This is a genomic window from Actinomadura sp. SCN-SB (genome assembly GCF_043906805.1).
GTDB lineage: Bacteria > Actinomycetota > Actinomycetes > Streptosporangiales > Streptosporangiaceae > Spirillospora.
The window spans coordinates 23,795-36,383 of record NZ_JBIMPP010000074.1; the positions used below are offsets into that span (position 1 = coordinate 23,795).

Here is a 12,589-nt window from a genome sequence, read left to right on the forward strand (position 1 = left end):
CGTGGGGCTTCGCCACTTCTCTCGTGGTCAGGTTCTGCGGACGGTGAAGGTGGAGCAGCCATAGCCGTTGACGGTGCCCTGGATCTGGTCGGGGTTGGCGGACGAGAGCTGGGCGCTCAGGGAGACCATCTCGTAGACGCCCGGTCTGACGATCCAGTCGTCGCCGCGCAGTTCGAGTGAGCTGCCGGTGAGCGACCCCACGACGGAGAAGGAGCCCGAGGGCACGGTGGGATTGCTCGGATCGGCGGAGAAACGGAGGATGCCGGTGATCCTGCCGCCCGATCCGTGGACGAGGTCGAGTCGCAGCCTGGTGAGTCCCTGGTTGCAGGTGTAGGTGCCTTCCCAGCTGCCGTTCAGCGAGGTCACGAGGGCGTCCGGAGGACTCGGCGGCGTCGGCAGGCCCCCGCCCGCCCCCTCCTCGGCGGACCTGGGGAACGGATTCAGGTCCTCCAGGGAGCAACCGGAGCCCAACGACGAGACCAGGGCGACGGCCGCAAGGGCCATGATGGTCCTCCGGCCCCGCCCCCTGCCGTGCCGACTCTTCATGGCATCGTTCCTCAACGCTGACTGATCAGAGCTTTCGTGACATATCGGCATGCATCATGCCAGAGCCGGAGATGCTCGCTCGGTCGGATCGAAGAACGATCCGAGGGGTTCTCAGTCCTTACGGTGAAGGATCTCCTGGCGGAGGCGGTCGCGGGTCTCGTTCAGGAGGGTCTGGGCGGACGCCAGGTCGTCGTCGCTCAGGCGGGCGTTGCGGGCGGCCTTGCGGACGTCGTCGACGAAGGCGTGCAGCGCGCGCTCCAACCGGAGGCGGACGACGTCCTCGCGGGAACCGGTGGCGGTCTTCCACGCGTCCTCCCACGTGCGGCGCCACTCCTCCATCCACGCCTGGCTCTGCTCGCGCCAGTGCTCCTTCTGCCGCTGCCACTCCTCCTTCTGCCGGTCCGCGGTCTCCTTCCAGGCGTCCTTGGACGTGGCGCGGCCCTGCTCGCGCATGGTGCGGGCGGCCTGGGTCAGCTCCTCGCGCAGCGTACGGACGGTCTGGCGGACGTCCTGCTGCACCTCGCGGGCGAACTCCTGCGCCGAGGCGGAGATCTCCTCCTCCAGCTCGGCCAGCTCGTCCATCCGGCGCTCCAGCTCCGCGCGGCCCTTGTCGGTCAGCGTGTAGACCTTCTTGCCCTTGATCACCTCATGGCTGACCAGGCCCTCGGCCTCCAGCCGTGCCAGCCGCGGATAGATCGTGCCGGGGGAGGGCGAGTAGACCCCGAGGAAGCGGTCCTGAAGCAGGCGGATCACCTCGTACCCGTGCCGCGGGCTCTCCTCCAGCAGCTTGAGCAGGTACAGCCGCAGGCGGCCGTGGCCGAAGACCGGACTCAACTCACTTCTCCATTCGGGGTGGGGTGCTGCCGTTGTCCCCCGGGCGCCCGAGGAGGGCGACGCCGCCGGACACCGTGTTGACCGTCAGCCGGGCCGCGCCGTTCCCGAGCCTGCCGGCCACGCTGCGGGTCACCGTACGCTCCTCGCGGTCCAGTTCGTCGAAGGACGTCTCGATCCGGCCCGCCGCCGAGGTCAGCGTCACCTGGATGCCCGCCGACTCGGGGATCCGCAGCGCCACCTCGCCCGAGACGGTGTTCACGTCCACCCGGCCGCCGTCCCCGAAGTCGAGGTCCGCGGCGACCTTCCCGCTGACCGTGCGGGCCGTCAGGGCGTCCACCGCGCCGCCCGCCAGCGCCAGGTCCCCGGACACGGAGGTGAACGAGACCTTGCCGTCCAGGCCCTGCGCCTCGATCGCCCCGGAGACGGTGTTGGCGTCGATGTCGCCGGTGACGCCGTCCAGCGTCACGTCCCCGGCCGCGCTGCGGATCGAGGTGCGCGCGCTCATCCCGGTGACCACCGCGTCCGCGGACACCAGGGTCAGGGTGAGCGGGCAGTCGTGCGGCACGGTCACCGTGACGGCCGCCCGGCACTTGTGGGTGCGCAGCCAGGTCAGCACGCCCTCCCAGAGCCGTTCGTGCGTGACCGACAGCATCCCCGCCTGGTGCTCCACGACCAGCGGCGGTCCCTCCACGTCCCCGATCATGACCGACGGCCGCTCGTCCGACGCCAGCACCGACACGCTCCCCGCGATCAGCGTCGCCCTCAGCGCCACCACACCGTCGAAGTCCAGTGTGGTCGGCTCCTCGATCGTCCACCGCGCCATCACGTCCCGCCTTTCGACAGCCTGCCTCCAGTAAACACGATATGTCGCGTCTTGTCTCGTCCGGCGGCCGCGGTCAGTCGTCCTCGTCGTCGAGGCGGGCCAGCCAGGTGGCCAGGCGATCGACCGGCGTCTCGAACTCGGGGTTGAGGTCGACGAACTCCCGGAGACGCTCGGCCAGCCAGCCGAGGGTGACCTCCTCGGCGCCGCGGCGGTCGGCCAGCTCTTCCAGACCTCGATCGGTGAAGTACATCGTGCTCTCCCTGGACGGAACGCCGAGGGCTCCGGCGCACGGCGGCGCCGGAGCCCTCGGAGTGCGCTCGTGCTACTTGCCGTCGCCGAACAGCCTGGCCAGCAGGGCCTCCTGTTCGGCCTGGTGCAGTTTGGCGGAACCCACGGCCGGCGACGAGGACGCCGGCCGGGAGACGCGCTTCATGGTCAGGCCCTCGATGTGGTGGGGGAGCTTGAGGGCCATGAAGGGCCACGCGCCCATGTTGGCGGGCTCGTCCTGGACCCAGACGACCTCGGCGTCCGAGGGGTACTTGGCCAGCTCCGCCTTGAGCTCGTCGATGGGCGGCGGGTAGAGGCGCTCGACGCGGACCACGGCCGTGGAGGTGTCGCCGGCGGCCTTCCGCGCGTTCACCACCTCGTAGAAGATCTTGCCGGTGGTGAGCAGGATGCGCCGGACGCCGGACGGGTCGATCGTGGGATCGGAGTCCGGGATGACCGGCTGGAAGGCGCCGCCGGTGATCTCGTTCACGCGGGACGTCGCCGCCTTGAGACGCAGCAGCGACTTGGGCGTGAACACGATCAGCGGCTTGCGGCGGCCGGACAGCACCTGCCAGCGCAGCAGGTGGAAGTAGTTGGCCGGGGTGGTCGGGTAGACCACGGTCATGTTGTCCTGCGCGCAGAGCTGCAGGTAGCGCTCGATGCGCGCGGACGAGTGGTCGGGACCCTGGCCCTCGTAGCCGTGGGGCAGGAGCAGGACGACGCCGGAGCGCTGCCCCCACTTCTGCTCGCCGGAGGAGACGTACTCGTCCACGATGGACTGGGCGCCGTTGGCGAAGTCGCCGAACTGCGCCTCCCAGCACACCAGCGCGTCGGGACGGGTCATGGAGTAGCCGTACTCGAAGCCCATCGCCGCGTACTCGCTGAGCAGCGAGTCGTGCACGTAGAACTTCGACACGCCCTGCCCGAACTGCTTGAGCGGGGTGTACTCCTCGCCGGTCTTGCGGTCCACCAGCACCGCGTGCCGCTGGCCGAAGGTGCCCCGGCGGCTGTCCTGCCCGACGAGCCGGACGGGATGGCCGTCGATCAGCAGCGAGCCGAACGCCAGCAGCTCGCCGGTCGCCCAGTCGATCGCGTCGTCCTCGATGGACTGGACGCGGCGCTGCAGGATCGGCTGCAGGCGCGGGTGGACGTTGAAGCCCTCGGGCAGGCTGAGCTGCGACTCGATGATCCGCTTGACCGTCTCCGCGCTGATCGCCGACCCGGCCGAGCCGTGGTCGATCGGGATCCGCTCCTCCACGTCCGGCTTGACCACCGAGCCCGGTTCCAGGGGCCTCTTGACGGCCTCACGGGTCTCGGTGAAGGCGCGCTCCAGCTGGAGCTGGTAGTCGCGCAGGGACGCCTCGGCCTCCTCGACGGTGATGTCGCCGCGGCCGATCAGCGCCTCGGTGTAGAGCTTGCGGACCGAGCGCTTGGCGTCGATCAGGTCGTACATCAGCGGCTGGGTGAACGAGGGGTTCTCGCCCTCGTTGTGGCCGCGCCGCCGGTAGCAGACCATGTCGATCACGACGTCCTTCTTGAACGCCTGGCGGTACTCGAAGGCCAGCCGCGCCACCCGCGCGCACGCCTCCGGGTCGTCGCCGTTGACATGGAAGATCGGCGCCTGGATCATCCGGGCCACGTCGGTGGAGTAGACGCTGGAACGCGAGTACTCCGGCGCGGTGGTGAACCCGACCTGGTTGTTGATGATCACGTGCACGGTGCCGCCGGTGCGGTAGCCGCGCAGCTGGGACAGGTTCAGCGTCTCGGCCACCACGCCCTGCCCGGCGAACGCGGCGTCGCCGTGGATCAGGATGGGCAGCACGCTGAACCCGGCCTCGCCGACGTCCAGGATGTCCTGCTTGGCGCGGACCACGCCCTCCAGCACCGGGTCGACGGTCTCCAGGTGGGACGGGTTCGCCACCAGCTCGCAGTGGATCTTGGAGCCGTCGTCGGCCACGAAGTCGCCCTCGGCGCCCAGGTGGTACTTGACGTCGCCGGAGCCCTGGGCGCTGCGCGGGTCGAGGTTGCCCTCGAACTCGCCGAAGATCTGGCCGTAGGACTTGCCGACGATGTTGGCCAGGACGTTGAGGCGGCCGCGGTGGGCCATCCCGATCACGACCTCGTCCAGGTGCGCCTTGGCGGCCGAGGAGATCACCGAGTCCAGCAGCGGGATGACGGACTCGCCGCCCTCCAGGGAGAACCGCTTCTGGCCGACGAACTTGGTCTGCAGGAAGGTCTCGAACGCCTCGGCGCTGTTGAGGCGGCGCAGCACGTGCAGCTGTTCCTCGCGGGACGGCTTCTCGTGCGGGACCTCGACGCGCTCCTGGATCCAGGCGCGCTCCTCGGGGTCCTGGATGTGCATGTACTCGATGCCGACCGTGCGGCAGTACGCCATGCGCAGCACGCCCAGGATGTCGCGCAGCTTCATGGTCGGCTTGCCGCCGAACCCGCCGGTGGCGAACTCGCGCTCCAGGTCCCACAGCGTCAGCCCGTGCTGGAGGATGTCCAGGTCCGGGTGGCGGCGCTGCTTGTACTCCAGCGGGTCGGTGTCGGCCATCAGGTGGCCGCGGACCCGGTAGGCGTGGATCAGCTCGTGGACGCGCGCGACCTTGGCGACGTCGTCCTCGTGCGTGGCGGAGATGTCCTGCACCCAGCGGACCGGCTCGTACGGGATCCGCAGCGCCTCGAAGATCTCGTCGTAGAAGCCGTCCTCGCCCAGCAGCAGCTGGTGGATCCGGCGCAGGAAGTCGCCGGACTGCGCGCCCTGGATGATCCGGTGGTCGTAGGTGGAGGTCAGCGTCATGACCTTGCTGATCCCCATCCGGGACAGCGTCTCCTCCGACGCCCCGGCGAACTCGGCGGGGTACTCCATGGCGCCGACGCCGATGATCGTGCCCTGGCCGGGCATCAGCCGCGGCACGGAATGGACCGTGCCGATGGTGCCGGGGTTGGTCAGGCTGATCGTGGTGCCCTGGAAGTCCTCAAGGGTGAGCTTGTTGCCGCGCGCCCTGCGGACGATCTCCTCGTAGGCGGCCCAGAACTGGCGGAAGTCGAGGGTGTCGGCGGCCTTGATGCTGGGCACCACGAGCTGCCGGGACCCGTCGGGCTTCTGCAGGTCGATCGCCAGGCCGAAGTTGACGTGCTCGGGCCGCACCAGCACCGGCTTGCCGTCCACCTCGGAGTAGGCGCAGTTCATCTCCGGCATCGTGGCCAGCGCCTTGACGATGGCGTACCCGATCAGGTGGGTGAAGGAGACCTTGCCGCCGCGGCCGCGCTTGAGGTGGTTGTTGATGACGATCCGGTTGTCGATCAGCAGCTTGGCCGGGACGGCCCGCACGCTGGTCGCGGTCGGGACGCCGAGGCTGGCCTCCATGTTGGCGGCCGTGCGGGCGGCGACGCCGCGCAGCCGCTGCTGCTCGGCGCCCTCCGGGACGGGCGGCGGGGCCGGCTTGGCGGGAGCCGCCTTGGCCGGCTCGGGCTTGGCGGGCTCGGGCTTGGCGGCCGGGGCCTCCGCCTTGGGCGCGGCGGGGGCCGGGGGAGCCTGCGGCGCCGTGGGAGCCTGCTGTGTCGGCGGGGCCGCCGTCGTGCCGTTGGCGGCCTTGGTCACGGCCGCGCCTTCGGTGCCGGTCTGGGGCCGGGGTGCGTTGGGCGTGGCGGGGGTGGTCGCGGTGGGCCGGGTCTCCGGCCGGTAGTCCGCGAAGAAGTTCCACCACGCCTCGTCCACCGAGTTGGGATCCTCGAGGTACTTCTGGTACAGCTCGTCGACCAGCCACTCGTTGGCACCGAAGTCTGTCATCTTGGGGTCGGCACTTGATTGCGACGACTCTGTCGACACGGCGGAGATCGCCCTCTTCCGCAGCTCGCAGGTGAGTTTCTGAAACCAGTTCGGACGAGTAAAGGCTACTCGCACTTGCGCCTCGCCCATGCACGGCCGCCACGGGAGACGTCCGGGCGAGGGCCGGACCTGCCGGGCGCCCGGGGCCGCGTCCGGCAGGTACGGCGAGGCCCATGATCAATGAGTATGCGGCGGGACCGTGGGACCCTCACTGGCCTGGACCAGGACGAAACCCTGTCCCTGGTAGGCCAGTTGCATGGCCTCGCCGCTGCCCCGCCCGATCAGGGCGCCCGCCTTGAAGGTGCGGTTCACCCCGACGTGCAGGCCCTGGCTCCACGCCACGGCCGACTGGCCGTCGGCGAACGTGGGGGCGCGGCCGCAGTCGAGCATGACCGGGGTCCCGTGTGTGGTGAGCGCCACCCAGCCGGTGCCGGTCAGGGTGGTGTTGAACAGCCCGCCCGCGGCGATGCCCGCGCCCTGCACGCGCTGGATGTCGGACTGAAGGTGGGCGTCGTAGGCCAGGATGTTCTTGCCGTTGACCGTGATGCCCTCGTTCTCCAGGTAGAACAGGTGGATGTCGTCGGCGTCGTTGGCCAGGAACAGCAGGCCCTGCCCCTTGACGCGCATGGTGGGCACGCCCTCGCCGGTGACGGCCTTCTTGATGAACTTGCCGATGCCGCCGGCGCCCTCGTAGTCGAACTCCATCTGGCCCTGGAACGCGACCATGGAGCCCTGCCGGGCGAGCACGTCGCCGTTGAGATGGACTCTGAGCATCTTGGAGTTCTGGAGCGCGAAGTGGCCGGGAAGCTGTTGGCCCTGCTCCATGTTGTTGAAGAAGTTGCTGCGCATGGGAGTGCGGCCTCGCCTTTCCTGTCGTGCAGAGGGACTTGAGAGGGACTTGAGAGGGACTCGGTCTCGGATCGACGACCCGTCAGCATAACGACAGGTCGTGGCCAGTTTTGAACTAATTGACCGGACGCGCAATCCGAACGCCCGGTTCCACCGAACTACCGGTGTGAGTGATGACCCGGCTCTCGCGGCCGACCGGGCGGCGCCGACCCAGCGTGTGGTCGCGCGGCGCTACCGTCTGCTCGCCGAGCTGGGCCGAGGCGGCATGGGCATCGTCTGGCGAGCCCGGGACGAGATCCTGGACAGGGAGGTCGCCGTCAAGGAGGTGCTCATGCCGGCCGGCCTCACGGAGTCCGAGCGGGCCGCGATGGCCCAGCGCTCGGTCCGTGAGGCCCGGTCGGCGGCCAGGTTGTCCCACCCAGGGGTTGTCACGGTCTTCGACGTCGTCGTCGAAGAGGCCCGCCCCTGGGTGGTGATGGAGCTGGTCAGGGGAGATTCCCTGAACCAGGTGATCCGGCGGGAGGGGCCGCTCCCGCCGGATCGCGCCGCCAGGATCGGGCTGCAGCTCCTGGGGGCGCTGGGGGCGGCGCACGCGGCGGGCATCCTGCACAGGGACGTCAAGCCGGCGAACGTGCTGCTGGAAGGCCCCGGGGATCGCGCGGTGCTGACCGACTTCGGCATCGCGGTCATCGAAGGGGAGGCCACCCTGACCCAGGACGGGAGCGTGCTCGGTTCTCCCGCCTACATCGCGCCCGAACGGATGCGCGGTGGGCGTGCGAGCCCCGAGTCCGACCTCTGGGCGCTGGGAGCCACCCTCTATGCGGCGGTCGAGGGCCGCGCCCCGTTCCACCGGGACGACCCGGTGGCGGTGTTCGGCGCTGTCCTGACCGAGGAGCCGGATCCGCCGGTACGCGCCGGGCCGCTGCGCCCGGTGCTCGACGGCCTGCTCCAGAAAGACCCGGCGCGGCGGATGCAGGCCGGTGTCGCGGAGGCGATCCTCATGGCGGTCGGTGGTGACGATCCGGATCCGTCCTGGCCTGTGCCGGGTCGTCAGACCCCCGCTCCGCCCGGTTTCGCCTTTCCGCCCGCGCCCGGCCCCGCCGCGCCGGCCGGGCCGGTGCCGCCGCCGCCGAGCCCGCCCGCGGCGGCGGCCACCGGCCCCCAGTCCGCGGCGGTGCCGCCCCCGGGCCCGCCTCCGGTGGTCACGGCGCAGGTGGCACGGGACACCGGCCGTATCGAGCAGGTCCCGACCGGGCCGCGGCGAACGGGACGGCCGCCCGCGGCCCCCGGGCGGGACCGCTCCGAGACGCGGTGGCGGATCGGCGGCCTCATGGTCTATCTGGGAATGGCGCTGCTGGTGGCGGGCGTCCTGGTGGTCATGCTCACGATGTGACGAGCCGGTCCCTGGAGTGCGGGGCGTCCCAGTCCATGATCGGGCCCTTGGGGACGACGCCGGACGGGTTCACGTTCCGCTGCGTCATGTAGTAGTGGCGCTTGATGTGGTCGAAGTTCGTCGTCTCCCCGAAGGCGGCGATGGAGTACAGGTCCCGGGCGTACGCCCAGAGGCCGGGGTAGTCGACCAGGCGGCGCAGGTTGCACTTGAAGTGCGAGTAGTACACCGCGTCGAAGCGGGCCAGCGTCGGGTACAGCCGCACGTCCGCCTCCGTCAGCCGGTCGCCGAACAGGTAGCGGCGGCCGACCAGGCGCTCCTCCAGCATGTCCAGCGTCTCGAACAGGGCGTCCACGGCCTTGTCGTACGGCTTCTGCGCGGTGGCGAAGCCGCACTTGTAGACCCCGTTGTTGACCGTGTGGTAGACGCGCTCGTTCAGCTCGTCGATCTCGGGACGGAGCCGTTCCGGGTACAGGTCGGGGGCGCCCTCGCGGTGGTAGGCGGCGAACTCCGTCTCCATCATGATCGTGATCGCCGGGAAGTCGTTGGTGACCAGGCGCCGTGTCACGCCGTCCCAGACGCACGGCACGGTGTAGCGGCCCTCGTACGAGGGGTCCCTGGCCAGGTACAGCTCGGACAGGAAGGTCGCGCCGGTCACCGGGTCGGGCTCGGGGAACCGCCAGCCGCGCTCGTCCCTGATCGGGTCGACCACCGCGAGGGAGATCACCTCCTCGAGCCCGAGCAGCCGCCGGACGATCATCGTCCGCTGCGCCCACGGGCAGGCGTAGGAGACGATCAGCCGGTACCGGCCGGGCTCGGCGGGGTAGCCGCTGCTCCCGTCCGCGGTGATCCTGTCGGTGAACCGGTTGGGCTGCCGGACGAAGCCGCCTCCGGTGATCTCCCTCTCGACCGTGGTCATGACGCGGTCCTCCCTCGGGCCTTTCCTCTCAGAACCCGCCTACCCGCCCGGGCCATTCCGCTCAGGTACGGCGCGGCCGGGTGCAGGCCCGGCCGGTGATCAGCGGAAGGTCGAGGTGGGTGCGGATGCCGGGCTCGGCGGCGCACACCACGGGGATGGCGTTGAGCGCGTGCGCCGCGGCGGCCGAGGTGCCGTTGGACACCCATTCCGGATCGGTGGTCAGGGTGATCGAGGGGCGGCCCTCCACCCGGACCGCGTATCCCGGCGGCCCCCATTCGGGGACGCGCGTGGCGTCGGCCTTGTAGACCAGCTCGGTGGTGATGGCGGGGCGGCCCCCGGCCATCCCGCTGAACGTCCAGCGCGACGCGGCGATGGTGCCCTTGGCGATGGTCCCGGACGCGATCGTGAACTCGGCGGGCGCCGGCCGGTAGGCCAGGTCGACGTCGATCTCGTCCAGCGCGAGGTCCAGCCCGGCCGCCACCAGGTGCAGGCTCTCGGCCACCAGCGCCTGCATCGCGGCGCGCGTGGTCCGCAGCGCCCGCAGGTACGCCTCCTCGGACTTGCCGAAGCCGATCATGTCGCGGACCATCCGGCGGGACGGGTGGCCGGAGAAGTCCGAGCACTCCCGCGCGTACACGTGCGTGATGCCGCGCGACAGCCGCGACAGGGTCAGCGGCATGAGGTCGGACATGAACCCGGGGTTGACGCCCGTCCCGTGCACCGAGACGCCGCCGCGCTTGCAGGCGTCCTCCAGGTCGGCGACCAGGCGGGAGCCGTGGACGTAGGGGTAGACGTAGCCGTGCGTGGCGATCACGTTCTTGCCGGACGCGAGCAGGGCGCACACCGTGTCCAGCTCGGAGAACGGGTCCTTCGACGGGCTCGGGGCGTACACGACGCAGTCGGCGTCCAGGTCGAGGATGTCCTGCGGGTCGGCGGTGGCGGTGACGCCCACGGGCCCGTGCCCGGCCAGCACGCCCACGTCCTGGCCCGCCTTGGCGCGGTCGTACACGAGCGCGCCCGCCAGCTCGAACCCGGGCCGTTCCAGGACGCCGCGGATGACGCTGCGGCCCAGCGCTCCGGTGGCCCACTGGACGACGCGGAACGGCCGGGTGCCGCCGGGTCCGCTCACCAAAGGTCCGCTCATGGACGGTCTCCGTCGTCGGCGCACGGGTGGTCGGGAAAGCTTACGCCCAAGGTTCCCGAGAAAGAACGAATTATGGCGACTTTCTCCGAGATTGCCGTTTCGTGGTGGAAAAAAGACAACCCGGGGTGGAGCCCCCCTCCTGCCGCGCCGGGGGGCCGAAGCCGAGCGCGATTCGGTCGGGTGGTACCCCTTAGGGAACCCGGGTGATTTCCTAGGGTCACGCAGCCGCTGCGATGTAGAGGAGACAGGATGTCGGAACTGCGCTACGACGGTCGCGTCGCCATCGTCACTGGAGCCGGTCACGGGCTGGGCCGCCGGCACGCGCTGGAACTGGCCGAGCGCGGCGCCAAGGTGGTCGTCAACGACCTCGGCGGGGACCGGTCCGGCGTGGGTTCCTCGTCGGGTCCCGCCCAGGACGTGGTCGAGGAGATCAAGAAGGGCGGCGGCGAGGCCGTGGCCAACCCCGACAACGTCGCCACCGAGGACGGGGCGCGCGCCATCGTGCAGACCGCGCTGGACGCCTTCGGCAGGATCGACATCCTGGTCAACAACGCCGGAATCCTGCGCGACAGGTCGTTCAAGAACATGACGCCCGAGGAGTACGACTCGGTGATCGCCGTGCACCTGCGCGGCTCGTTCCTGGTCTCCAGCTTCGCTTGGCCGCACCTGCGCGAGAACGGCTACGGCCGCATCGTCAACACCTCGTCGCCGGCCGGCCTCTACGGCAACTTCGGCCAGGCCAACTACGCCACCGCGAAGATGGGCCTGGTGGGCTTCACCAAGACGCTGGCCCAGGAGGGCGCCAAGTACAACATCAAGGCCAACGCGATCGCCCCCGTCGCCGCCACCCGCATGACCGAGGACCTGCTGCCCGCCGACTTCCTGGGCAAGCTGGGCGTGGAGAAGGTCACGCCGCTGGTGGCCTTCCTCGTCCATGAGAGCAACGAGGAGACCGGCCAGGTCTACACGGTCGGCGGCGGCCGGATCGCCAAGATCGTCATCGGCGAGGGCCCCGGCCACGCCTGGAAGGACGCCTTCTCGGCGGAGGACGTCCGGGACAACTGGGCCGCCATCAACGCCGCCGAGCCCCTCTCCGTCTACCGGAACCCGGGTGAGCAGATGGCCCCGCTCATCCAGCACCTGTCGTCCTGACCGGGTGGACGTCCCTTGAACGCGATCAAGCTCGACCGGGGGGACCGGGTGGCGACCGTCACCCTGTCCCGCCCGGAGCGGCTGAACGCCGTCACCGGCGAACTCAACGAGGAGCTGCTGGACGTCCTCGACGACCTGGCCAAGGACACCGCGACGCACGTCGTGATCCTCACCGGCGAGGGCCGCGGCTTCTGCTCGGGCATGGACCTGATGGGCGGCGACGGCGGCCACGACGGAACGGGCCGGGTCCAGCGCCTCCACCACGGCATCTCCCGGGGCGCCGAGGTCACCGCCCGGCTCCGCGAGATCCCGCAACCGGTGATCGCCGCACTGCACGGCCCGGTCGCCGGCATGGGCGTCTCCTGGGCTCTGGCCTGCGACCTGCGCGTCGCCGACCCCACCACCCGCTTCGTGGTGCCGTTCACCGACCTGGGCCTCTCGGCGGGCGACTGCGGCCTCTCCTGGCTGCTCCCACGCCTGGTCGGCCCCGCCCGCGCCGCCGAGATCTCCTACCGGGCCCAGCGCTTCGACCTGGACCGCGCCCGCGACCTCGGCCTGATCACCGAGGTCGCCGAAGAAGGCAAGGACCTGGAGAGCGCCCTGGCCCTGGCCGCCGAACTCCTGACCAAGTCCCCCTACGGCCTGCGCCGCACCAAGGAACTGCTGAACCTCTCCCTGGACGCCCCCGGCCTGCGACGCCACCTGGCCATGGAGACCGGCATCCAGACCCTGGCCTTCTTCACCGAAGACCTGGCCGAAGGCATGACCGCGACCCTGGAGAAGCGACCCCCCACCTTCAAAAACCGCTGAAAGCAAAACCCCCAACGGGG

General features: G+C 70.4%; 11 protein-coding genes. 3 read left to right on the top strand and 8 right to left on the bottom strand.

The features are described from left to right. Window positions 1-27: 27 nt before the first annotated feature. From ACGWYJ_RS32920 to ACGWYJ_RS32945, 6 genes are all read right to left on the bottom strand, one after another. Window positions 28-504, bottom strand: coding sequence for a hypothetical protein (locus ACGWYJ_RS32920; protein ID WP_395110348.1), 477 nt, complete (start codon window positions 502-504; stop codon window positions 28-30). 153 nt (window positions 505-657) lie between these two features. Then, a complete protein-coding gene (locus tag ACGWYJ_RS32925) occupies window positions 658-1,380 on the bottom strand; it encodes a helix-turn-helix transcriptional regulator (protein ID WP_395110350.1) in 723 nt (240 codons plus the stop codon). 1 nt (window position 1,381) lies between these two features. After that, a complete protein-coding gene (locus tag ACGWYJ_RS32930; protein WP_395110351.1) occupies window positions 1,382-2,203 on the bottom strand; it encodes a DUF4097 family beta strand repeat-containing protein in 822 nt (273 codons plus the stop codon). A gap of 73 nt (window positions 2,204-2,276) precedes the next feature. After that, entirely contained in the window at window positions 2,277-2,453 is a 177-nt protein-coding gene (locus tag ACGWYJ_RS32935) for a DUF6104 family protein (RefSeq protein WP_395110353.1), read from the bottom strand. Between the two features lie 72 nt (window positions 2,454-2,525). Next, window positions 2,526-6,266, bottom strand: a complete 3,741-nt coding sequence (locus ACGWYJ_RS32940; RefSeq protein ID WP_395110354.1) for a multifunctional oxoglutarate decarboxylase/oxoglutarate dehydrogenase thiamine pyrophosphate-binding subunit/dihydrolipoyllysine-residue succinyltransferase subunit — start codon at window positions 6,264-6,266, stop codon at window positions 2,526-2,528. Between the two features lie 216 nt (window positions 6,267-6,482). Beyond that, entirely contained in the window at window positions 6,483-7,154 is a 672-nt protein-coding gene (locus ACGWYJ_RS32945) for an AIM24 family protein (RefSeq protein WP_395110356.1), read from the bottom strand. Window positions 7,155-7,320: 166 nt separating this feature from the next. Between ACGWYJ_RS32945 and ACGWYJ_RS32950 the strand changes: the two genes are divergently transcribed. Then, window positions 7,321-8,547, top strand: coding sequence for a serine/threonine-protein kinase (locus tag ACGWYJ_RS32950; RefSeq protein WP_395110358.1), 1,227 nt, complete (start codon window positions 7,321-7,323; stop codon window positions 8,545-8,547). Here ACGWYJ_RS32950 and ACGWYJ_RS32955 read toward each other — a convergent pair. Next, complete coding sequence (locus ACGWYJ_RS32955) at window positions 8,537-9,463, bottom strand: glutathione S-transferase family protein (RefSeq protein ID WP_395110359.1); 927 nt, start codon at window positions 9,461-9,463, stop codon at window positions 8,537-8,539. The two genes, ACGWYJ_RS32950 and ACGWYJ_RS32955, sit on opposite strands and share 11 nt — an antisense overlap. Before the next feature lie 61 nt (window positions 9,464-9,524). After that, the gene (locus ACGWYJ_RS32960; protein WP_395110361.1) at window positions 9,525-10,607 is read right to left on the bottom strand and encodes a dihydrodipicolinate reductase; all 1,083 of its coding nucleotides are present in this window, start codon (window positions 10,605-10,607) and stop codon (window positions 9,525-9,527) included. A gap of 249 nt (window positions 10,608-10,856) precedes the next feature. On the opposite strand from ACGWYJ_RS32960, the gene ACGWYJ_RS32965 reads away from it, so the two are divergent. Then, window positions 10,857-11,759 (top strand): SDR family oxidoreductase, encoded by a 903-nt coding sequence (locus tag ACGWYJ_RS32965; RefSeq protein ID WP_395110363.1) that lies wholly within the window; start codon window positions 10,857-10,859, stop codon window positions 11,757-11,759. A gap of 15 nt (window positions 11,760-11,774) precedes the next feature. Continuing rightward, on the top strand, window positions 11,775-12,569 hold the full coding sequence (locus tag ACGWYJ_RS32970; protein WP_395110364.1) for an enoyl-CoA hydratase/isomerase family protein: 795 nt from the start codon (window positions 11,775-11,777) through the stop codon (window positions 12,567-12,569). The last annotated feature ends 20 nt before the right edge of the window (window positions 12,570-12,589 follow it).

Excerpts from the sequence above, each read along its gene's own strand:
- ACGWYJ_RS32960 (WP_395110361.1), bottom strand. The coding sequence starts at position 10,607 with ATGAGCGGACCTTTGGTGAGCGGACCCGGCGGCACCCGGCCGTTCCGC.
- ACGWYJ_RS32920 (WP_395110348.1), bottom strand. The coding sequence starts at position 504 with ATGGCCCTTGCGGCCGTCGCCCTGGTCTCGTCGTTGGGCTCCGGTTGC.
- ACGWYJ_RS32930 (WP_395110351.1), bottom strand. The coding sequence starts at position 2,203 with ATGGCGCGGTGGACGATCGAGGAGCCGACCACACTGGACTTCGACGGT.
- ACGWYJ_RS32935 (WP_395110353.1), bottom strand. The coding sequence starts at position 2,453 with ATGTACTTCACCGATCGAGGTCTGGAAGAGCTGGCCGACCGCCGCGGC.
- ACGWYJ_RS32940 (WP_395110354.1), bottom strand. The coding sequence starts at position 6,266 with ATGACAGACTTCGGTGCCAACGAGTGGCTGGTCGACGAGCTGTACCAG.
- ACGWYJ_RS32965 (WP_395110363.1), top strand. The coding sequence starts at position 10,857 with ATGTCGGAACTGCGCTACGACGGTCGCGTCGCCATCGTCACTGGAGCC.
- ACGWYJ_RS32955 (WP_395110359.1), bottom strand. The coding sequence starts at position 9,463 with ATGACCACGGTCGAGAGGGAGATCACCGGAGGCGGCTTCGTCCGGCAG.
- ACGWYJ_RS32945 (WP_395110356.1), bottom strand. The coding sequence starts at position 7,154 with ATGCGCAGCAACTTCTTCAACAACATGGAGCAGGGCCAACAGCTTCCC.